At 62.2% G+C, this 19,979-nt stretch carries 19 protein-coding genes; 4 read left to right on the top strand and 15 right to left on the bottom strand.

What is annotated here, in order from left to right; genetic code table 11:
* Nucleotides 1–147 precede the first annotated feature (147 nt).
* Nucleotides 148–852: a methyl-accepting chemotaxis protein gene (locus C8K61_RS27355; protein WP_371920021.1), complete on the top strand. Its 705-nt coding sequence runs from the start codon at nucleotides 148–150 to the stop codon at nucleotides 850–852.
* Nucleotides 853–967: 115 nt separating this feature from the next.
* Here the strand turns inward: C8K61_RS27355 and C8K61_RS23225 are convergent, their stop codons facing one another.
* A complete protein-coding gene (locus tag C8K61_RS23225) occupies nucleotides 968–1,744 on the bottom strand; it encodes a TatD family hydrolase (protein WP_108098677.1) in 777 nt (258 codons plus the stop codon).
* Between the two features lie 14 nt (nucleotides 1,745–1,758).
* On the opposite strand from C8K61_RS23225, the gene C8K61_RS23230 reads away from it, so the two are divergent.
* Nucleotides 1,759–2,157, top strand: coding sequence for an endonuclease domain-containing protein (locus C8K61_RS23230; protein ID WP_178086499.1), 399 nt, complete (start codon nucleotides 1,759–1,761; stop codon nucleotides 2,155–2,157).
* Between the two features lie 64 nt (nucleotides 2,158–2,221).
* On the opposite strand, the gene C8K61_RS23235 is transcribed toward C8K61_RS23230, so the two are convergent.
* Nucleotides 2,222–3,805, bottom strand: a complete 1,584-nt coding sequence (locus C8K61_RS23235) for a peptide chain release factor 3 (protein ID WP_108098678.1) — start codon at nucleotides 3,803–3,805, stop codon at nucleotides 2,222–2,224.
* 496 nt (nucleotides 3,806–4,301) lie between these two features.
* Here C8K61_RS23235 and C8K61_RS23240 point away from each other — a divergent pair, with 496 nt between their 5' ends.
* Entirely contained in the window at nucleotides 4,302–5,465 is a 1,164-nt protein-coding gene (locus tag C8K61_RS23240) for a type III PLP-dependent enzyme (protein ID WP_108098679.1), read from the top strand.
* Nucleotides 5,466–5,693: 228 nt separating this feature from the next.
* On the opposite strand, the gene C8K61_RS23245 is transcribed toward C8K61_RS23240, so the two are convergent.
* From C8K61_RS23245 to C8K61_RS23305, 13 genes are all read right to left on the bottom strand, one after another.
* Nucleotides 5,694–6,425, bottom strand: coding sequence for a class I SAM-dependent methyltransferase (locus tag C8K61_RS23245; protein WP_256589534.1), 732 nt, complete (start codon nucleotides 6,423–6,425; stop codon nucleotides 5,694–5,696).
* A 10-nt stretch (nucleotides 6,426–6,435) separates the two neighbouring features.
* Nucleotides 6,436–6,753, bottom strand: a complete 318-nt coding sequence (locus C8K61_RS23250) for a YkgJ family cysteine cluster protein (RefSeq protein WP_108098680.1) — start codon at nucleotides 6,751–6,753, stop codon at nucleotides 6,436–6,438.
* 12 nt (nucleotides 6,754–6,765) lie between these two features.
* Entirely contained in the window at nucleotides 6,766–7,287 is a 522-nt protein-coding gene (locus C8K61_RS23255; protein ID WP_108098681.1) for a DUF2878 domain-containing protein, read from the bottom strand.
* Nucleotides 7,280–8,551, bottom strand: a complete 1,272-nt coding sequence (locus C8K61_RS23260) for a cyclopropane-fatty-acyl-phospholipid synthase family protein (protein ID WP_108098682.1) — start codon at nucleotides 8,549–8,551, stop codon at nucleotides 7,280–7,282. The genes C8K61_RS23255 and C8K61_RS23260 overlap by 8 nt, the downstream gene beginning before the upstream one ends.
* On the bottom strand, nucleotides 8,538–9,335 hold the full coding sequence (locus C8K61_RS23265; protein WP_108098683.1) for a DUF1365 domain-containing protein: 798 nt from the start codon (nucleotides 9,333–9,335) through the stop codon (nucleotides 8,538–8,540). Before C8K61_RS23265 ends, C8K61_RS23260 begins: the two co-directional genes overlap by 14 nt.
* Nucleotides 9,335–10,594 (bottom strand): NAD(P)/FAD-dependent oxidoreductase, encoded by a 1,260-nt coding sequence (locus C8K61_RS23270; protein ID WP_108098684.1) that lies wholly within the window; start codon nucleotides 10,592–10,594, stop codon nucleotides 9,335–9,337. The genes C8K61_RS23265 and C8K61_RS23270 overlap by 1 nt, the downstream gene beginning before the upstream one ends.
* A complete protein-coding gene (locus tag C8K61_RS23275) occupies nucleotides 10,594–11,364 on the bottom strand; it encodes an SDR family oxidoreductase (RefSeq protein WP_108098685.1) in 771 nt (256 codons plus the stop codon). Before C8K61_RS23275 ends, C8K61_RS23270 begins: the two co-directional genes overlap by 1 nt.
* Entirely contained in the window at nucleotides 11,361–11,825 is a 465-nt protein-coding gene (locus tag C8K61_RS23280) for a nuclear transport factor 2 family protein (RefSeq protein ID WP_108098686.1), read from the bottom strand. Before C8K61_RS23280 ends, C8K61_RS23275 begins: the two co-directional genes overlap by 4 nt.
* Nucleotides 11,826–11,829: 4 nt before the next feature.
* Nucleotides 11,830–13,308 (bottom strand): deoxyribodipyrimidine photo-lyase, encoded by a 1,479-nt coding sequence (gene phrB, locus C8K61_RS23285; protein WP_108098687.1) that lies wholly within the window; start codon nucleotides 13,306–13,308, stop codon nucleotides 11,830–11,832.
* A complete protein-coding gene (locus C8K61_RS23290; RefSeq protein WP_108098699.1) occupies nucleotides 13,308–14,279 on the bottom strand; it encodes a MerR family transcriptional regulator in 972 nt (323 codons plus the stop codon). Before C8K61_RS23290 ends, phrB begins: the two co-directional genes overlap by 1 nt.
* Nucleotides 14,280–14,298: 19 nt before the next feature.
* Nucleotides 14,299–15,252: a DUF523 and DUF1722 domain-containing protein gene (locus C8K61_RS23295; RefSeq protein ID WP_108098688.1), complete on the bottom strand. Its 954-nt coding sequence runs from the start codon at nucleotides 15,250–15,252 to the stop codon at nucleotides 14,299–14,301.
* A gap of 241 nt (nucleotides 15,253–15,493) precedes the next feature.
* Nucleotides 15,494–16,582 carry a tRNA (uridine(54)-C5)-methyltransferase TrmA gene (trmA, locus tag C8K61_RS23300; protein WP_108098689.1) on the bottom strand — a complete coding sequence of 363 codons (1,089 nt, stop codon included), beginning with the start codon at nucleotides 16,580–16,582 and terminating at the stop codon, nucleotides 15,494–15,496.
* Nucleotides 16,579–17,874, bottom strand: a complete 1,296-nt coding sequence (locus C8K61_RS23305) for an NCS2 family permease (RefSeq protein ID WP_108098690.1) — start codon at nucleotides 17,872–17,874, stop codon at nucleotides 16,579–16,581. Before C8K61_RS23305 ends, trmA begins: the two co-directional genes overlap by 4 nt.
* 512 nt (nucleotides 17,875–18,386) lie before the next feature.
* Between C8K61_RS23305 and C8K61_RS23310 the strand changes: the two genes are divergently transcribed.
* Nucleotides 18,387–19,778, top strand: coding sequence for a PhoH family protein (locus C8K61_RS23310; RefSeq protein ID WP_108098691.1), 1,392 nt, complete (start codon nucleotides 18,387–18,389; stop codon nucleotides 19,776–19,778).
* Nucleotides 19,779–19,979: the final 201 nt, after the last annotated feature.

The raw sequence follows: 19,979 nt of genomic DNA on the forward strand, positions 1-19,979 counted from the left end.
ATTCACCACCTGATCGAGCGCGTCGGCCACACGGTCAGCGCGGTAGGGGTGCAGGCGGATCGCGTGGAAGATGTGTCAGCGCAGAGCAACCAGGCGGTGGCCGGTCAGCGCAGTCAGATCGAACAGGTGGCCACGGCGATGAACCAGATGTCCGCCACTGCCCAGGAAGTAGCGCGTAGCGCTGCTGCCGCGGTGGACAGCGCGCAGAGCGTCAATCACGAAACCGTCAGCGGCCGCGCCCTGGTGGAGTTGCAGGTGGGCAGCATCCAGCGTCTGGCCGATGAAATCGACCAGTCGGTGAGCGTGATCAACCAGTTGGCCAGCGACAGCGCGTCGATCAGCCAGGTGCTGGACGTGATCAAAGGCATCGCCGAACAAACCAACCTGCTGGCGCTTAACGCCGCTATCGAAGCAGCCCGTGCCGGTGAGCAAGGCCGTGGTTTTGCCGTGGTGGCCGACGAGGTACGCAACCTCGCCAAGCGCACCCAGCAGTCCACCGAAGAAATCGAAAAGATGATCGCCAAGCTGCAAGGTGGCGTCGGTGCCGCAGTGAAAACCATGCACAGCAGCCACACCATGGCCGACAACACCGTGAGTGAGTCGGGCAAGGTGCAGATCGCCTTGGAGAATATCCTCGGGGCGGTGGGCATGATCGTCGACCAGAACCAGCAGATCGCCGCGGCTGCCGAGCAGCAGACGGCGGTGGCGCACGATATCGATCAGAACATTGTCGAGATCAACCTGGCGGGCGAGCGCACGGCCGAAGGCGCTAGCCAGACCGAGCAGGCCAGTCGTGAGTTGTCGGGAGAGGTGGCGCACTTGAAGCAGTTGATCAGTGCGTTCCGCGTCTGAGGTTTTGGGCTAGCGACAGGGCCGCCTTTGGGCGGCTTTGTTGTTTTTGTGGTTGGGGCGGCCCTCTCCCCGGCCCCTCTCCCGTAAACGGGCGAGGGGAGGCAAGCTGAGCGGTTCACCAGCCGAACAGCGCGCGGGCATTCTCTGAACTTACCCGCGCCAACTCCTGCGCGTCCACCCCGACAATTTCCGCCAGTGCCGCACAAATCTCCGGTAGGTGCTCCGGGCTATTGCGCTGCTCGGGGTACATGGCGGGCGCCATATCGGGCGAGTCGGTTTCCAGCACCAGCGCGTCCAGCGGCAACTGGGCCAGTACCTTGCGCAAGCGCAATGCCTGCGGCCAGGTTGCGGCGCCGCCGAGGCCGAGTTTGAAACCCAGCTTGATGTACTCGCGAGCCTCCTCATAGCTGCCGGCAAAGGCATGGATGATGCCCGCGCGTTTGAGCTTGAAACGCTTGAGGGTAGCGATCACCTGGGCATGGCTGCGGCGCACATGCAGCAGCACCGGTAACTCGAACTCCACGGCCAGTTGCAACTGGGCTTCGAACAGCGCCTGTTGGCGTTCGCGATCCAGTTCAGGCAGGTAGTAGTCGAGGCCAAATTCGCCGATGGCACACAGCTTGTGTTCGCCACTCAGGCGTTGCAGCCAGGTGCGCAGTTCCAGCAGGTGCTCGGGTTGGTGTTGTTCCAGATAGACCGGGTGCAGGCCGAGGGCGGCATACAGACCGTCGTGTTCCTGGGCCAGGTCCCATACCCGCTGCCAGTTGCGCTGATAGACGCCCAGTACTACCAGGCGCTCAACTCCTTTCGCTCGTGCATTGGCCAGGAGCTGGCCGCGATCGGCGTCGAAGTCGGGGAAGTCGAGGTGGGTGTGGGTGTCTATGAGGTGCATGGGGGACAGGGTAAATGGATTTGCGCGAGCGTGCCAAAGGGTTGCGGGGGGAGGCGACGGAGGCGGAGCGGGGGATGTGGTATCGGTTGCGTGATCGGCGCTTTATGGGGCTTAAGTTTAGGCGTCAGGTACCGCTGGGCCGGTACATCGTCGATTTCTTGTGTAGCGAGATGAAGCTGATCGTCGAATTGGATGGCGGTCAGCATATGGAGCAGGCTGCCTACGACCAATGTCGGACTCAATGGTTGGAGGGGCAAGGCTATAGGGTGCTGAGGTTTTGGAACGATCAGGTGTTGCTTGAAATGGAGGCCGTGCTGGAGTCGATGCAGACTTGGTTGGAGCAGCAAGAGCGGCCCTCACCCCCGGCCCCTCTCCCGCAAGCGGGCGAGGGGAGACAAGCTGACCGCGATTAGAACCCCTCTCCCGTTTACGGGAGAGGGGCAGGGGTGAGGGTGCTTTTACGCGATTCTCCGCCGATCAATGATGCTCGCGCGTAGCCCTGAATTTAATCTCCGGCCAACGCTCTTCCATCAACGCCAAATTCACCCGCGTCGGTGCCAGGTAGGTCAAATGCCCGCCACCATCAATGGCCAAGTTTTCCACCGCCTTGACTTTGAACTCCTCGAGCTTCTTCTTATCGCTGCTGTCGATCCAGCGCGCGGACCACACGGTGATCGGCTCGTACTGGCACTCCACCTTGTATTCGCCTTTCAGGCGGCTTGCGACCACGTCGAACTGCAGCACACCGACGGCGCCGAGGATGATGTCGTTGCTGCGCTCGGGGAAGAACACCTGGGTGGCGCCTTCTTCGGCCAGTTCTTGCAGGCCCTGGCGCAGTTGCTTGGATTTCAGCGGGTCTTTCAGACGCACGCGGCGGAACAGTTCCGGGGCGAAGTGCGGAATACCGGTGAAGCCGAGGTTCTCGCCTTCGGTGAAGGTGTCGCCAATCTGGATGGTGCCGTGGTTGTGCAGGCCGATGATGTCGCCGGCAAACGCTTCTTCCAGTTGCTCACGCTCGGAGGAGAAGAAGGTCAGCGCATCGCCGATGCGCACTTCTTTGCCGAGGCGCACGTGGCGCATTTTCATGCCTTTCTCGTACTTGCCCGAGCAGATGCGCATAAAGGCAATCCGGTCGCGGTGTTTGGGGTCCATGTTCGCCTGGATCTTGAACACGAAGCCGCTGAATTTCTCTTCCACCGGTTCCACGGTGCGCTCGTTGGCCACCCGTGGCAGCGGGCGGGGCGCCCAGTCAACGACGGCGTCCAGCACATGGTCGACACCGAAGTTGCCCAGGGCGGTACCGAAGAACACCGGGGTCAGTTTGCCGTCGAGGAACTCCTGCTGATCGAACTCGTGGCAGGCGCCTTGTACCAGTTCGAGCTGATCGACAAAGCGCTGGTACTCGTCACCCAGGTGGGCGCGGGCTTCATCGGAGTCGAGCTTCTCGATGATCTTCACTTCGGTGCGTTCATGGCCGTGGCCGGCGGTGTAGACAATGATGTAGTCGTCCGCCAGGTGGTACACGCCTTTGAAGTCGCGGTAGCAACCGATTGGCCAGGTGATTGGCGCGGCTTTGATCTTGAGGACCGCTTCGATCTCGTCGAGCAGTTCGATCGGATCGCGGATGTCGCGGTCGAGCTTGTTGATAAAGCTGACGATGGGCGTGTCGCGCAGGCGGCAAACGTCCATCAGGGCGATGGTCCGTGGCTCAACACCCTTACCGCCGTCGAGCACCATCAGTGCCGAGTCCACCGCGGTCAGGGTGCGGTAGGTGTCTTCGGAGAAGTCTTCGTGGCCGGGGGTGTCGAGCAGGTTGATCATGTGCTCGCGGTAGGGGAACTGCATCACCGAGGTGGTGATGGAAATACCACGTTGTTTCTCCATTTCCATCCAGTCGGACGTCGCATGGCGGTCGGACTTGCGCGACTTCACCGTACCGGCCACGGCAATGGCCTTGCCCATCAGCAGGAGCTTTTCGGTAATGGTGGTTTTACCGGCGTCGGGGTGGGAAATGATCGCGAACGTGCGGCGTTTCGCGACTTCGGCGGCCTGAGTGGTCATGCGAGAACCTGGTCGTGGAGCTGGAAATTGGCCGCGAAGTATACAGGATGCCCGTCGCGTTTGGGCGTGGCGAGCCCAGTGGCGGGGTTGCTGCCCGCAGGTCAGTCCGAAGGAACCCTCAGGGTGATAGTCGGTCTGTCAAAAAAGACTCGGACACTGACCCAGGCACCTACGCTGCAACCCTTGATTGGCAACGGTTTGTGCAGCATTTCGGACGTTTTGTTTGTTATCCAAAACGAGGCGACAAATAGGTGCAAAACAGCGGCATTTTTTGATTGATCTTGCCCCCACATGCTCCTAAAGTTCGCGCCCGAACGTCCATGCTGGAAACGATCCATGCGGCTCAAGTACTGACGACGAGAGATCGAATTCGATACTCGGCGACAAGCCTTGGGAAGTAGGCGAACCAAAGTGGGGAAACGGATTAGACGTTCGCGGCTTTGTCACAAAGCCACCCCTAACTACCTTTGTTTGTTTTGCCCATGGAGTCCCTCGCATGTCGATTCAGGTGGAAGACTACTACCCGCGCGCTACCTTCGAAAAAATGAAGGCTTTCGCCGATAAGCAAGAAACCCCGTTCGTGGTCATCGATACCAACATCATCAGCCAGGCCTACGATGACCTGCGCGCCGGTTTCGAATTCGCCAAGGTGTACTACGCCGTCAAGGCCAACCCGGCCATCGAGATCATTGAGCTGCTGCGCGACAAAGGCTCGAACTTCGACATCGCTTCGATCTACGAGCTGGACAAGGTGCTGTCCGCCGGTGTCGGCCCGGAGCGCATGAGCTACGGCAACACCATCAAGAAATCCAAAGACATCCGTTACTTCTACGAGAAGGGCGTGCGCCTCTACGCTACCGACTCGGAAGCCGACCTGCGCAACATTGCCAAGGCCGCGCCGGGCTCGAAAGTCTATGTGCGCATTCTCACCGAAGGCTCGACCACCGCTGACTGGCCACTGTCGCGCAAGTTCGGCTGCCAGACCGACATGGCCATGGACCTGTTGATCCTCGCCCGTGACCTGGGCCTGGTGCCTTACGGCCTGTCGTTCCACGTCGGTTCGCAGCAGCGTGATATCTCGGTGTGGGACGCGGCGATTGCCAAGGTCAAAGTGATTTTCGAGCGTCTGAAAGAAGAAGACGGCATCGAACTGAAACTGATCAACATGGGCGGTGGCTTCCCGGCCAACTACATCACCCGCACCAACAGCCTGGAAACCTACGCCGAAGAGATCATTCGCTTCCTCAAGGAAGACTTCGGTGATGACCTGCCGGAAATCATTCTGGAGCCAGGCCGCTCGCTGATCGCCAACGCCGGCATTCTGGTCAGCGAAGTGGTGCTGGTGGCGCGTAAGTCGCGTACCGCCGTCGAGCGTTGGGTGTACGTGGACGTGGGCAAGTTCTCCGGCCTGATCGAAACCATGGACGAGTCGATCAAGTTCCCGATCTGGACCGAGAAGAAAGGCGAGATGGAAGAGGTGGTGATCGCCGGCCCGACCTGCGACAGCGCCGACATCATGTACGAGAACTACAAGTACGGCCTGCCGCTGAACCTGGCCATCGGTGACCGCCTGTACTGGCTGTCCACCGGTGCCTACACCACCAGCTACAGTGCCGTCGAATTCAACGGCTTCCCGCCGCTGAAGGCGTTCTATTTGTAACCCTCGCGCTAGATGAAAAGCCCCGCTTCGGCGGGGCTTTTTTGTATGCGAGCTCCGGGTCGTCGGTCATGCTGCGTTGCGCTCGCTCGGTAAATGCTCACGTACTTAAGTACGCTCCGCTTTCCCTCCCGAGCGCGCCTTGCCTGACCTTAGCCCCGGAACTCGCGACCGAGTTGTGGCTTAAAAGATCAACGGCGGCGCGGCTGGATTTTGTGCGACATTCGGCCTTCAGTCGGCCTTGAACTGGCAGGTCAGGTAACGGTTGCTGAAGCCGTAGCGCAGCATCGAGCCGAGGCGGGCGAGCAGGTAGAAGGGGTGTTGGCGGTAGTACTGCAGCACCGCATTGCCGACGCCTTCGGAGCGGTGTTGCTTCTGGTGGTCGGCCTTTTTGCTGAACAGCCCTTTGAACTGCCACCACTGGATCTGCTCGAACTGCGCCACGGCGCGCAAACCCTGGTTGCCGAACAGGCGGGCAAATGAGCGTTTGCTGAAGTCATGCAGGTGGTGCGGGTTGCCATCCAGGGTCGGGGTGATCGGCACTGAGGCGATCACCTGGCCGCCTTTGGCCAGCAGCTTGCTGTAGTTACTCACCAGGCGGCTGGGGCTGGGCAGGTGTTCGATGGTTTCCAGGCTGACGATGGTGTCGAAGCCGTGCTCGCTGGCAAAGGTTTCGGCGTTGGCGCAAACGTAGCTGAGGTTGGGCAGTTGGTAGTGGGCCTGGGCGTAGGCGATGGCGTCGGGGTCGATGTCGACGCCGATCACGCGTTTGTCCGGGTTCTGCTCGGCCAGCAGCGCCGTGCCGTAACCGCAGCCGCAGGCCATATCCAGTACCCGCGAGCCGCTGAGCAGGCCTGCGGCGAATTCGTAGCGCTGCATGTGAATGGCCAGGGTGGCCTGATCGTCAGGGTTTTGCGCGTCCAGATCCTTTGGATAAATGCGTTCAATGCTGTGCAACGTCATGCCTAGTCCCTTAGCGATAAATGGTGGTCAGCTGCTCGCGCTCTTCCAGGCACTCCGGGGAGCCTTCTTCAAAAATCCGGCACACCCAGGGGCGGTTTTCGTAGATGGTGCAGCGCATGGTGTCGCGGTCCAGGGCGATGCACCAGCCATCGTCCAGGCGCGCCATCACCTCTCCACCCCATTCATCGGTGTCGATATAACGCTCGGGCACCCCGGTGTCGGTGAGCAGCAGCACTTCCAACTGGCAGCAGCAGGCCGCGCAGTTGGAGCAGGACACCGCTGGGGTAGGCTCAAGGGTGACGAGGGGAATGGGGGGGAGGGTGCTCATGGGGGCGACAGTCTACAGACTGCGCTGGCTGCTTGGCTGCAATTCGACCGGCTGCAGGCGCCGCGCCAACTGATGGAGTAGCGGAAATAGCACCGCCCACAACGCCGCCAACGCCAACAGACTGGGCCACAGGCCAAAGGGCAAACCGACGCCGGCCAGGCGTGCACCCGCGTAGTAGGACAGCGGCGCGCTGATGGCGCCGAGCAGGCTCGCCAGCCACCAGGGCCGTGCGGTCCAGGCCAGGCAGTGGCGCAGGGTGGTCGCCAGCAGGGGCCACATCAGCACCAGCCAGAGCGGAATCAGCCAGCGCGGTGCGGCGAACTCGAACAGCCCGGCGTGCATCAACAGGCTGTCGATGGCGGTGCCAAGCACGGTGATCGCCACCAGCAGCTTCAGTTCGCCGCGGCCGAGCCAGAGCAGATGCAGACCGATCACCAGCGCCGGTACCAGTAACAGCGCCGGGTAGCGCGGGCTGAAAATGCTGGCGAACCAGGCCAGTTGGAACAGCCCGGCGTTCGCCAGGTTGTTAAGCATCAAAGCGGCCGAGCAAGGGAGCTGTTTGCGCCGCCGGTTTGGCCAGCAGCAGTTGCGCGGTGCCAATGGTGCGCTCGATAAAGCCGCCTTCGCAGTAGCACAGGTAGAACTCCCAGAGGCGGAAGAAGGCCTCGTCGTAGCCGCGTTCGTGCAGGGTGTGGCGGGCGTTGCGCAGGTTGTCGTGCCACATGCGCAGGGTGCGCGCGTAGTGCAGGCCGAAGTCTTCCATGTGCAGCAGGTTCATGTCGGTGTCGCGGGTCAGCACCGTCAGCATGGTGTTCAGCGAGGGCAGGGCGCCGCCGGGGAAGATGTAGCGCTGAATGAAGTCGACGCTGCGCTTGGCTTGCTCGTAACGCTGGTCGCGGATGGTGATGGCCTGCAGCAGCATCAGGCCGTCGTCCTTGAGCAGGTGTGCGCATTGCTTGAAATAGGTGGGCAGAAAACTGTGGCCGACCGCTTCGATCATCTCGATCGACACCAGCTTGTCGTACTGGCCGTCGAGGTCGCGGTAGTCCTGCAGCAGCAGGGTGACGCGCTCTTGCAGCCCCTGCGCTTCGATGCGCTGCTGGGTATAGGCGAACTGCTCGCGCGACAGCGTGGTGGTGGTCACCCGGCAGCCGTAATGCACCGCCGCATAGATGGCCATACTGCCCCAGCCGGTGCCGATTTCCAGCAGGTGGTCAGTGGGTTTCAACGCGAGCTTCTGGCAGATGCGTTCGAGCTTGTTCAGTTGTGCCTGTTCGAGGCTGTCGTCGGCACGTTGGAACATGGCCGCCGAGTACATCATGGTGGGGTCGAGAAATTGTTCGAACAGGTCGTTGCCGAGGTCGTAGTGGGCGGCGATGTTCTTTTGCGAGCCTTCGCGGGTGTTGCGGTTCAGCCAGTGCAGGCCGGCAATCAGCGGCCGACTTAACTGCGCCAGGCCGCGCTCCATGGCATCCAGCAGATCAAGGTTGCAGACGAACACACGCACCACCGCCGTGAGGTCCGGGCTGCTCCAGTAACCGTGGATATACGCCTCACCTGAACCTATCGAGCCGTTACTGGCCACCAGCGCCCAAACCGCCGGGTCGAGCACCTGGATCTCGGCCTGCAGCGCCGCACCGGGTTGGCCGAATACCAAGCGTTCGCCATTTTCGACGATGCTCAGTTGGCCATGTCGCAACTGCCCGAGCAGGCGCAATACGGCACGGCGCAGCAAGTTGGCACCGATGCCGGCGCCACTGCGGATAAAGGTTTTACTGCTGAGGCTAGGGCTTTTCATGCGGGCGGTCCGGCGAGGCCACGCGCACAGAACCTTGCGCTGGCTGGTGGGAAAACAGAGGGGTGCGTTTAAGCAGCAGGCGCAGGGCCTGCCAATAGATGGCCAACAGGGTTTTGGCGGTCATCCAGGGGAAACTGAGCAGGTGGCCATGCAGGCTGGCGCGGGACAATTCCCGGCGTTGCAGGCTGAGGCTGGCGTCGAACAGTTTGAGCTCGCCTTGCCAGTCGGCCATGTGCACGCCGAGACGGGCGCTGGGCAGGCTGAAGCTCATGCGGTATTCCAGCTCGCGCGGTAAGAACGGCGACACATGGAAGGCTTTGGGCACCCGCACGTGATAAGGGCCAGGCTCGCCATCGGGGCAGGGCAGGACGTAGTGGTAGCGCTCCTGCCACGGCGTATTGCGGACTTCGCAGAGCACCGCCTGCAGTTGCCCGACGCTGTCGTAGCAGTAGAAAAAACTCGCCGGGTTAAACGCCAGCCCCCAACTGCGCGGTTGCGCCAACAGACAGATGCGCCCTAACAAGGGGTGTCCCAGTGCCTCGCTGACCACCTGGCGCACCGCATCGCCCAGGCGTATGCCCTGCTGGGTAAAACTGGGGAGGAAATCCCCTTCGCGAAAGGCGAACGGCGACCAGCGCCCACGACCTGCCAGCGGCGATAAAGCCAGCACCTGTTCCTGTTCATCAAGGTCGAGAAACAGCAGGCCCATGCGGTAGCGAAACGCGTGGGCGCGCGGGCTGAAGCGCCGGTGCTCAACCCAGCCGCTGTACAGGGCGCTGTTCATCACAGGGCCTCGCCGAATGCGTTGGCCACACGCAGGGCGCTGACCACGCCGTCTTCGTGAAAACCGTTGGCCCAATAGGCGCCGCAGTAATAGCTGTGTTGCGCGCCGACCAGCTCGTGCCAGCGCGCCTGAGCGGCGACGCCGGCCAGGCTGTATTGCGGATGGGCATAGGTGTGGCGCGACAGCACGGTAGCAGGGTCAATGGCCTCGTTCTGATTGAGGCTGACGCAGAACGTGGTGTCGCTGTGGATACCCTGGAGGATATTCATGTTGTAGGTCACCGCCGCCGCGCGGCTGCGGTCGCCGTCGAGCTGGCCTTCAAGGTGATAGTTCCAGCTGGCCCAGGCCAGCCGGCGCTTGGGCAACAGGCGGGTGTCGGTGTGCAATACCACCTCGTTATCGGCGTAGGGCAGGGCGCCGAGAATGCTCTGTTCGGCCTGGCTGGGTTTGGCCAGCAGGCGCAGGGCCTGGTCGCTGTGGCAGGCAAATACCACTTTGTCGAAACGTTCACTGCCCTGGGCGCTATGCACCGTCACACCCAGCGCGTCGCGCTCGACCTGGTGCACCGGGCAGTTAAGCCGGATGTGCTGACGGAACGAGGCGCACAACGGTTCCACATAGCTGCGCGAGCCGCCGCTCACCACGTGCCACTGGGGGCGATTGGTTACTGACAACAGGCCGTGATTTTTAAAGAAGCGGACAAAAAACTGCAGCGGGAAATTGAGCATTTCACCCAGCGACATCGACCAGATCGCCGCCCCCATGGGCACGATGTAATGGTCGATAAAACGTTGCCGGTAGCCGCGTGTCTGCAGGTAGCTGCCCAGCGTGGTGGCGGCGTCGATACGTTGCTGCTGCAGGTCGTCGATGGCCTCGCGGTTGAACCGCAGAATGTCGCGCAACATGCCCCAGAACAGCGGCGACAGCAGGTTGCGCCGTTGCGCGAACAGGCTGTTGAGGGTGTTGCCGTTGTATTCCACGCCGCTTTGCTGGTCGCGCACCGAAAAGCTCATCTCGGTCGGCTGATAAGCCACCTGCAGCTGGCTGAGCAGGCGCATGAAGTTGGGGTAGGTCCAGTCGTTGAAGACGATAAAACCGGTGTCGATGGCATAGCTGCGCACGTCCACCTGTACGTCCACGGTATGGGTGTGGCCGCCAATCCAGTCACTGGCTTCGAACACTTGAATATCGTGCTGGCGGTTGAGCAGGTAGGCCGTGGTCAGGCCGGAAATACCGCTGCCGATAATGGCGATTTTCATCACGCGTCCTTGCTGTTTTCGGTGCGCGCCATGCGTTTGCCGAGCGCCAGTTGCAGGCCGACGGGCAGACTGGCGAGCAGTTTCAGAATGGCAATAAAGGGGCCGGGAAAAGCGATTTCATAAGGGCGTTTATCCAGGCGTTTGGTGATATGCGCGGCGGCTTTTGCCGCTGACCAGCGCATGGGCATGGCGAAGTCGTTGCGGGCGGTCAGCGGCGTATCGACAAAACCGGGGCTGACCAGGGTGACGTCGATGCCCTCGGCCGCCAGGTCAATGCGCAGCGCTTGCAGCAAATAGCGCAGGCCGGCTTTCGACGCGCCATAGGCTTCGGCGCGCGGCAGCGGCAGGTAAGTCACCGAACTGGCCACCGCCACCAGATGCGGCTGGTGCCCGACACGCAACAGCGGCAGCGCGGCTTCGATGCAGTAGCTGGCAGACAGCAGGTTGGCGCGCAGCACGCGCTCGACCATCGCCGCTTCGAAATGCGCGGCCTCGATGTATTCACAGGTGCCGGCATTCAGAATGGCGCCATCCAGCGCCCCCCATTGCTGGGCTATCTGCTCACCGATGGCGCGCACTTGCTCGGCATCACCGAGATCGCCCGGCAACACCAGCACTTGCTGGGGGTAACGGGCGGCCAGGGCGTGCAGCGGTTCCGCGCGGCGGGCACTGAGTACCAGGCGTGCACCGCTGGCCAACAGCTGTTCGGCCAGCGCGGCGCCAATGCCACTGCTGGCGCCGGTCAGCCAGATGCGTCGGGCGTTGCTCATACCAGCCGGCCTTTGAGCCAGCGAATGACCCGGCCCAGCAGCGGCAGATGCTCGTACAGCAGGGCGCCGGCATCGAAGTAGTCGCGGTGGGCGTAAACCTTGTCGCGCCACAGCAGGTGCGAGCAGCCCTGCACTTCGATCAGTTGGCCGCCCTTCAGGCGCGGGTGGCGATAAGTCATTTTCCAGCGCAGGTAACCGGCACCGGGATACAGCTGGTCGAAACCGTAGAACTGGAAATGCAGCTCCGCGACGTTGGCGTACAGCTCGCGGAAATACTCCTGCAGCGCAGGCAGGCCGTGGATCTCATGCAGCGGGTCTTGAAAGCGCACGTCCTCGGTATAGAGCTCGCCGAGGCGCTCTAGGTTATCGGCATTCAGGCTGGCGAAAGCCGTGGCAAAACGCTGCAGAAACTCGCGTTGCAGTTGTTCAGGGTTGAGTGCGTCGGCGCGTTCGAACTTCATCGCATCAGTCCCTCCAGGGGGCTTCGCTGTCATCGTCGAACAGGGGTGGCAGCTTGGCCTCACCCAGGCCTTTGAAGGCACTCAGGGCACGGGCGCGGCTGCTGCTCAGGTCGACGATGGGTGCGGGGTACGCGAGGCTGGCGAACAGATCGCCGCCTTTGCGCGTGGCCGGGTTGTGCACGTCCTTGTCGCTGAGGTCTGCCAACTGTGGCAGCCAATGGCGAATGAAACGGCCTTGTGGGTCGAAGCGTTGTGACTGGCTGACCGGATTGAAAATGCGGAAGTAGGGCACCGAATCGGTACCGGTCGACGCGCTCCACTGCCAGCCACCGTTGTTGGCGGCGAGGTCGCCGTCGATCAGGTGGCGCATGAAAAAGCGCTCGCCCTCACGCCAGTCGATCAGCAGGTTCTTGGTCAGAAACATCGCCACCACCATGCGCAGGCGGTTGTGCATCCAGCCGGTGGCCAGCAGTTGCGCGATGGCCGCATCGATCAACGGAATGCCGGTGCGGCCTTGTTGCCAGGCGGCGAGGTCTTGCGGTGCATCGCGCCAGGGCAGGGCTTCGGTTTCCTGGCGGAAGGCGCGGTGGCGTGACACCCGTGGGTAGCCGGCGAGGATATGTTTGTAGAACTCGCGCCAGAGCAGTTCGTTGATCCAGGTGATGACCCCGGTGTTGCCACTTTCGAACTCACCCTGGTTGCTCATCAGCGCGCGGTGCAGGCATTGGCGTGGCGACAGAACCCCGGCGGCGAGGTAGGTGGAGAGCTGGCTGGTGCCGGGTTTGGCCGGCAGGTCGCGCTGTTCGTGGTAATAGCCGATCGCCTCGTCGGCGAAGGTTTCCAGGCGCTCGTGGGCCTCGGCTTCGCCGGCTGGCCAGAGGGCTTGCAGGCTGTTATCTGGTGTGGCGAAACCGGGCACTGCGGCGGGTACCGCGTCCGCTTTGATACCCAGCGCCTGCTGCTTGTGCGGCAGCGCTACCAGTGGCGGCAGGGCGGTGTGCAGGCGGCTGTAGCAGACCTTGCGGAACTGGCTGAACACCTGGAAGTAGTTGCCGGCCTTGGTCAGCACGCTACCCGGCTGGAACAGCAACTGGTCGAGGTGACTGTGCCAGTGGATGCCCTGTTCGCCGAGACGATCGGCCACCGCATGGTCGCGCCGGGTTTCGTTGACGCCGTATTCCTCGTTGACCTGCACGCAGCCGATCTCATGCTCATTGCACAGCTCGGCGAGCACCTGCGGCGCCTGCTCCCAGGTGTCGGCGTGGCGGATCAACAGTGGCACACCCAACTGCCCGAGGGCTTCGCTCAGGTGCTGCAGGTTGCGCAGCCAGAAGTCGACTTTGCACGGCGCATCGTCGTGCTGCTGCCATTGCCCGGGGCTGAGCAGAAACACCGCGACGGTCGGCCCGGCTTGCATAGCGGCGGCCAGGGCGCTGTTGTCCTGCACCCGCAGGTCGGTGCGAAACCAGATCAGCTGGCGCATCACGGTTTGCCTTTTTGCGGACCGAGCAGGTCGAGCTGCTGCAGGGTTTCCAGGGCCAGCAATGGGTCATCGGCCAGGTGCAGGCCGTTGAGCTGGGTTTGCAGGGCGAGCAGGTCGGCCTGGTGAATACGCACAGTGGGCCCGACCAACAGGCGCGGGCAGCTGCTGTCGGCGAGCAGTTTGGGCAATTGCGCGCCCACCAGTGCCTGGCCGGAATACAGCAGGGTGGCGCGCGGCTTGATGTGCTCGATGGCCAGCGCCAGTTCCAGCGGCGGCAGCGGCCAATCGAACACGTCCACGGCGCAATCGGCGCTGCTCAGCAGCCAGGCCGACAGCCAGAGCGCCGGCTCCATCGGCAGGTCGGAGAGGTTCACCAACAGCAGCGGCGCGCCGCCCAGTTGGCGGTTGTTGTGGTAGATGCGCGCGCCCAGTTTGCTGCGCAGCCAGGAGTAGAAAAACACCTGCTCCAGACGGGCGCCGAACTGCCCTTGCCAGCGTTGTTCCAGCTCGGCCAGCAACGGCAACAGCAGCTGTTCGCAGAGCAGTTTGGGCGGGTACAGCTGCTCGACGCGTTTGAAGGCATCGTCCAGGCGCCGCTCGGCCTGTTCACTGATGGCGCTCAGCAGGGCGGCGCGGGCGTTTTGCCAGCCGTCGCTGTCGACATGGGCATTGGGCAGGGCGGCGGTTTTCAGTAGCGCCTTGACCTGACTGACGGCCACGCCGCGATTCAGCCAGGTGAGAATCGCCTGGATACGTTCGATGTGCTCCTGGGTGTACAGGCGATGCCCTTTGGCCGTGCGCTGCGGCACGATCAGGCCGTAGCGGCGTTCCCAGGCGCGCAGGGTGACCGGGTTGACCCCGGTGATGCGCGACACCTCGCGAATCGGCAGCAGGTTGTTGGCGAGCGCGGCCTGCAGTTCAGCGTCAGTGCTGTCTTCAGGCTCGTCGACGTGGGTGGCGTGTTTGCTCATGGTGCGTTCAGGTTCCAGGTCAGAGCGCATTGCGCAGGCTGAGGTTGGCCGGGTGGGGCTGCAGGTATACCTGCTGCGCAATGTAGCGATCGGGGTGCAAGAGAAAGTGGTGCTTGAGCAGGGTCAGTGGCACCACCAGCGGCACATAGCCACGGCGGTACTGCTCGATCAACTGCTGCATTTCGGTTTTTTCGTCGGCACTCAGGGTTTGCTTCAGGTGGCCGCTGATGTGCTGCAGCACGTTGCTGTGGGTGCCGCGTGTGGCGCACTTCTGCAGTGCCTCCATCAGCGCGCTGAAGTAGCGCGGCGCCAGCTCGTGCAGGTTGTGTTTGTTCAGGCCACCGAGCAACTGGCCCAGCGCCCGGTACTGTTCGGGGTGGGTGGCGAGCAGCAGGTATTTGTAGCGGGCGTGGAAGTGGGTGAGGGCGCGCGAGGTAAGGCCGTCAGCCAGCAGCTGCTGCCAGTCGGCATAGGCGAAAACCCGGGTGAGAAAGTTTTCCCGCAGCACCGGGTCGTTCAGGCGGCCTTCTTCCTCCACCGGCAAATCCGGGTGTTCGGCGCAGAATGCCGCCGCGTACAGACCGCGTCCGCCACCGGCTTCAGGCAAACCTTTGGGGCCGTAAACCTTGACGCGGTACAACCCGCACGACGGCGACTTCTGCATAAAGATGTAGCCGCTGATACCGCGCAACTGCTCGGCCATTTGCGTGCCGTAGTCGTGCAGGGCGTCGCTGACGTCGAGTTCGTTGTGCACGCTGCCTATCGCTCGTGGGGCCGCGATATCGCCCACCAGGCGGATCGGCTCGCGCGGCGTGCCAAGGCCGATGGCGACTTCCGGGCAGACACGGACAAATTCCACATGCTCGGCCAGCCGCTCGGTACACAGCTCCGAGCGTTTGTGCCCGCCGTTGAAGCGCACTTCATCGCCCAGTAAACAGGCGCTGATGGCGATTTTCGGCTTGCTCTGACCCATGACGGCCCCTGTGGGTTAGTTGTACAAGATTGAGTTCTTGTACAGCTTTAGGGGGCAGCATAGATGAGTGGTTGTACAGGTCAAGTTTCTTGTACAAGTTTTCAAGGGCTGCCCTCTCCCCAGCCCTCTCGCCTGCCCGGCCGGCCTAGCGGGAGAGGGGGCAGATCGCGTTGGCGGGGAAAGCGGCGAAGAGGTTCCCCTCTCCCGTTTACGGGAGAGGGGCTAGGGGAGAGGGGCGGGCTTAACGGCGAACCAGCAGAACCCCAGATTCCATATGGTGCGTATACGGAAACTGATCAAACAACGCACACCGCTCAACTCGGTGCGTGTCATTAAGCTGCGCGATGTTGGCGGCCAGCGTCTCCGGGTTGCAGGAGATGTACAGGATGTTGTCGAAACGCCGGGTCAGTTCGCAGGTGTCCGGGTCCATGCCGGCGCGCGGAGGGTCGACGAATACGCTGCCGAACTCATAGGCCTTGAGGTCGATGCCCTGCAAGCGGCGGAACGGGCGCACTTCATTCAGGGCTTCGGTCAGCTCCTCGGCGGACAGCCGCACCAGGGTGACGTTGCCCACCTGGTTGTCATCCAGGTTGGCCAGGGCAGCATTCACCGAGGTCTTGCTGATCTCGGTGGCCAGCACCTTGCGCACGCGGGTGGCCAGCGGCAGGGTGAAGTTGCCGTTGCCGCAGTACAGCTCCAACAGGTCGTCGCTGCGCGTGCCGAGGGCTTCATAGGCCCAGTTGAGCATGTGCTGGTTGACCGTGCCGTTGGGCTGGGTGAAGGCGCCTTCGGGTTGCCGGTAGCTGAAGGTGCGGCCGGCAACGTCGAGTTTTTCCACCACGTAGTCACGGCCCACCACCAGGCGCTGGCCGCGGGAGCGGCCGACGATGCTGACGCCCAGTTCGGCTGCCAACTCGGTGGCCGCCGCTTGCCACTCGTCATTCAGCGGGCGGTGGTAGCACAGGGTGATCAGGCCATCGCCGGCCAGGGTGGTGAGAAATTCCACCTGAAACAGCTTGAAGCCCAGCGCCTTGCTGCCTTGCCAGGCGGCTTTCAGCCGCGGCATCAGCTCATTGATGGGTTGGCTGGCGATGGGGAAGTCTTCCAGCAGGATCGGCGTGTGTTTGTCGCCGGCGGCGAACATGGCGTAGAAGCGCTCTTCGCCTTCACGCCACAAACGGAACTCGGCGCGCAGGCGGTAGTGCTCGCGCGGCGATTCGAATACCTGTGGCGCCGGAGCGTCGAAGGGCGCCAGCAGGTCTTGCAGGCGCTGTTTCTTTTCTGCCAGTTGGGCGTCGTAGCGGCTTGGGTCGAATTGCGGCGCACTCATGCGTTGAACCAACCCAGCTTGATCACGAACAGAATCGACAAAATCACCAGTGCCGGGCTCAGCTCACGGCCGCGGCCGGCCAACAGCTTGATGACGGTCCAGGCGATAAAACCAAAGGCGATGCCGTTGGCGATGGAGAAGGTCAGCGGCATGGCCAGGGCGGTGATCACCACCGGGGCGGCGACGGTGATGTCGCTCCATTCGATTTCCGCCAGGCCGGCGGTCATCAGTACGGCCACGAACAGCAGGGCCGGGGCAGTGGCGAAGGCCGGAACGCTACCCGCCAGGGGGGCAAGGAATAGCGCGAACAGGAACAGAATGGCGACGACGACAGCGGTCAGACCAGTACGGCCACCGGCACTGACGCCCGCAGCGGATTCGATATAGCTGGTGGTGGTCGAGGTACCCAGTACCGAGCCGACCATCGCCGCGCTGCTGTCGGCGATCAGGGCGCGGCCCATCTTCGGCATATGGCCGTCGGCGCGCATCAGGCCGGCTTTCTTGGCCACGGCAATCAGGGTGCCGGAGTTGTCGAAGATATCCACAAACAGGAACGCGAACACCACGGTGACCAGGCCGATATTCAGCGCGCCTTTGATATCCAGCTGCATAAAGGTCGGCGCCAGCGATGGTGGCATCGAGAACACTCCACCGAACTGCGACACGCCCAGGGCGATGCCGGCAGCAGTGGTGACCAGAATGCCGATCAGCACGGCGCCGGTGATCTTGCGCGCTTCGAGGGCAACGATGATAAAGAAGCCGAGGATGGCCAGCAGCGGCTCCGGCTTGCTGAGGTCGCCCATGCCCACCAGGGTGGCCGGGTTGGCGATGACGATGCCGGCTTCTTTCAGCGCGATCAGCGCCAGGAACAGGCCGATACCGGCGGCAATGGCCGAGCGCAGCTCCAGCGGGATGCTGTTGATGATCCATTCACGGATGCGAAAGATCGACAGCAGAAAGAACATGCAGGCCGACAGAAACACCGCGCCGAGCGCCACCTGCCAGGTGTGGCCCATGTGCAGCACCACGGTGTAGGTAAAGAAGGCGTTCAGGCCCATGCCCGGGGCGAGGGCGATTGGGTAGTTGGCAATGAAACCCATGATCGCCGAACCGATGGCGGCGGCCAGGCAGGTAGCGACAAAGACCGCGCCTTTGTCCATGCCGGTCTCGCCGAGGATGCTCGGGTTGACGAACAGGATGTAGGCCATGGTCAGGAAAGTCGTGATCCCGGCAAGGACCTCGGTGCGCACGTTGGTGTTGTGTGCGTTGAGTTGGAACAGTCTTTCCAGCATGGGCGGGCTCCGCGGATGTGATCAGTGGCCGTCTTGTTCAGCTACCGAGAAGCAAAGCACAGCCGCCTGGATGGCGCTGGTATTGCCCGTTCTCGGTAGCGAGGTGCGGCGAAAAAAGCGGCGCATCATACCAGTTCGCACGGCAGTGCTCGTGCCTTGTATCGGGCGCAGTGCTTAAAGGGGGCAAGTCGGGGAGGGAGAGTGCAGCGGGCCCGCATACGGAAAATGTATGTAGGCAACGGCTGTTTGACGCTAGCCGGACTTCCGACTTTAACGAGACGGTGCGGGTACGCCAAGGGCTTTTCGTCGCACTGAAAAATAAACCCGGCAAACGCAAAAATTACTTTTTCCTGTCACGTTTTTTGGAGTATCTAAAAGGCAGACCGCCAAATGCTGCAGCACAGTTGATGTGTACAGTTTTCCTCCGCCGCGGCCGGGGATATTGACGGTTTGTGCGGCGGAGCGCTGTTCCGGCATTCCGTCGCTTGGCTCCTATAAGAAGGTGACCGAGTATGGATGACCACGGACGCTCCAGCCCTACTGCTCCAATCCTCTACGCCCTCGATACCAACGTTCTGATCCACGACCCCAACGCCCTGCTGAACTTCCAGGAACACCACGTCGCCATCCCGATGACCGTCCTTGAGGAACTGGACAAGCTCAAAACTGGCAAGCAAGGCGTCGCCGCAGAATGTAGGCAAGCCATCCGCCTGATCGACAAGATCCTCGGCGGTGCCTCCCCCGAAGAAGTGGAACATGGTGTCGCCATCCAGCGCGACAAAAGCGGTCCCTGCGGTTACCTCTCCATTCTCATGAGCCGTCGTGCCGAGCCCATCACGTGGCTGCCGGAAGACCTCAACGACAACAAAATCATCAACCAGCTGGTAGACCTCAAAGCACGCAAGCCGGGTCTGTCGGTGGTGCTGGTCACCAAAGACATCAACATGCGCCTCAAAGCGCGCGCCTGTGGCATTGAATCCGAGGACTATCACACCGACCAGTTGGTCGACGACATCTCGCTGTTGCCCCGTGGTTATCACACCCTGACCGGCTCGTTCTGGGACCGCGTCAGCAAGGTGGACACCCGTCAGGACCGTGGCCGCGCCTGGCACCGTGTGCAGATGACCGACAACCTGCCGGCCGTGCACATCAACGAATTCATCATCGACGAGCAGGGGTTTGTCGGCTGGGTCAAAGGCATCAAAGCCGATGAGCTGCTGATTCTCGACCTGCACCAGGAGCCGTTGCTGCACCAGGAAGCCTGGGGCCTGCGCCCACGGGACATCTACCAGAGCCTGGCGCTGTTTGCCTTGCTCGATCCGGACATCCACCTGGTCAACCTCTCCGGCGCCGCCGGTTCGGGGAAAACCATCCTGGCCCTGGCGGCCGCCATCGAACAGACCATGGTTACCAAGCGCTACCGGCGCATCATCGCCACCCGCAGCGTGCAGGGGCTGGACCAGGAGATCGGTTTTCTGCCCGGCACCGAAGCGGAAAAAATGGAGCCCTGGCTGGGCGCCATCACCGACAACCTCGAAGCCCTGCACATGGACGACGAGAACACCCACGGCAGCGTGGATTACATCCTCGGCAAGGTGCCGTTGCAGTTCAAATCGCTCAACTACATCCGCGGGCGCAGCTTCCAGCAGAGCCTGATCCTGATCGACGAATGCCAGAACCTGACCCCGCACCAGATGAAAACCATCATCACCCGTGCCGGTACCGGTTCCAAAGTGGTGTGCCTGGGCAACCTGGCGCAGATCGACACACCGTACCTGTCGGCGCCCAGCTCGGGCCTGACTTACCTGACCGAACGCTTCAAAGACTTCCCCCATGGGGTGCACATCACCCTGCAAGGGGTGCCCCGTTCGGTGCTGGCGGAGTACGCCGAAGCCAATATGTAGAGGAGTTTTGCAGGATAAAAAAACCGGGCCTTGTGCCCGGTTTTTTATGATGCTGTGAAAGATCAAGAGCTCGCGGCTGAAGCCCCTCCCACAGCTGATCGCATTCTGAAGTGCGCCCCAAAAGTTGGACGGCTATTGATTAAGCCATGGCGGACTTGGCTCTGTATGCGACAGGGCTGAGTCCGCCTAGCTTCATCTTGA

The sequence above is a fragment of the Pseudomonas sp. GV071 genome (assembly GCF_003050835.1).
In the GTDB taxonomy this organism is placed as follows: Bacteria; Pseudomonadota; Gammaproteobacteria; order Pseudomonadales; family Pseudomonadaceae; genus Aquipseudomonas.

Bases quoted from the DNA above. Each gene is read 5' to 3' on its own strand.
- C8K61_RS27355 (WP_371920021.1), top strand. From the start codon at position 148: ATGTCCGCCACTGCCCAGGAAGTAGCGCGTAGCGCTGCTGCCGCGGTG.
- C8K61_RS23225 (WP_108098677.1), bottom strand. From the start codon at position 1,744: ATGCACCTCATAGACACCCACACCCACCTCGACTTCCCCGACTTCGAC.
- C8K61_RS23230 (WP_178086499.1), top strand. From the start codon at position 1,759: ATGGATTTGCGCGAGCGTGCCAAAGGGTTGCGGGGGGAGGCGACGGAG.
- C8K61_RS23235 (WP_108098678.1), bottom strand. From the start codon at position 3,805: ATGACCACTCAGGCCGCCGAAGTCGCGAAACGCCGCACGTTCGCGATC.
- C8K61_RS23240 (WP_108098679.1), top strand. From the start codon at position 4,302: ATGTCGATTCAGGTGGAAGACTACTACCCGCGCGCTACCTTCGAAAAA.
- C8K61_RS23245 (WP_256589534.1), bottom strand. From the start codon at position 6,425: ATGACGTTGCACAGCATTGAACGCATTTATCCAAAGGATCTGGACGCG.
- C8K61_RS23250 (WP_108098680.1), bottom strand. From the start codon at position 6,753: ATGAGCACCCTCCCCCCCATTCCCCTCGTCACCCTTGAGCCTACCCCA.
- C8K61_RS23255 (WP_108098681.1), bottom strand. From the start codon at position 7,287: ATGCTTAACAACCTGGCGAACGCCGGGCTGTTCCAACTGGCCTGGTTC.
- C8K61_RS23260 (WP_108098682.1), bottom strand. From the start codon at position 8,551: ATGAAAAGCCCTAGCCTCAGCAGTAAAACCTTTATCCGCAGTGGCGCC.
- C8K61_RS23265 (WP_108098683.1), bottom strand. From the start codon at position 9,335: ATGAACAGCGCCCTGTACAGCGGCTGGGTTGAGCACCGGCGCTTCAGC.
- C8K61_RS23270 (WP_108098684.1), bottom strand. From the start codon at position 10,594: ATGAAAATCGCCATTATCGGCAGCGGTATTTCCGGCCTGACCACGGCC.
- C8K61_RS23275 (WP_108098685.1), bottom strand. From the start codon at position 11,364: ATGAGCAACGCCCGACGCATCTGGCTGACCGGCGCCAGCAGTGGCATT.
- C8K61_RS23280 (WP_108098686.1), bottom strand. From the start codon at position 11,825: ATGAAGTTCGAACGCGCCGACGCACTCAACCCTGAACAACTGCAACGC.
- phrB (WP_108098687.1), bottom strand. From the start codon at position 13,308: ATGCGCCAGCTGATCTGGTTTCGCACCGACCTGCGGGTGCAGGACAAC.
- C8K61_RS23290 (WP_108098699.1), bottom strand. From the start codon at position 14,279: ATGAGCAAACACGCCACCCACGTCGACGAGCCTGAAGACAGCACTGAC.
- C8K61_RS23295 (WP_108098688.1), bottom strand. From the start codon at position 15,252: ATGGGTCAGAGCAAGCCGAAAATCGCCATCAGCGCCTGTTTACTGGGC.
- trmA (WP_108098689.1), bottom strand. From the start codon at position 16,582: ATGAGTGCGCCGCAATTCGACCCAAGCCGCTACGACGCCCAACTGGCA.
- C8K61_RS23305 (WP_108098690.1), bottom strand. From the start codon at position 17,874: ATGCTGGAAAGACTGTTCCAACTCAACGCACACAACACCAACGTGCGC.
- C8K61_RS23310 (WP_108098691.1), top strand. From the start codon at position 18,387: ATGGATGACCACGGACGCTCCAGCCCTACTGCTCCAATCCTCTACGCC.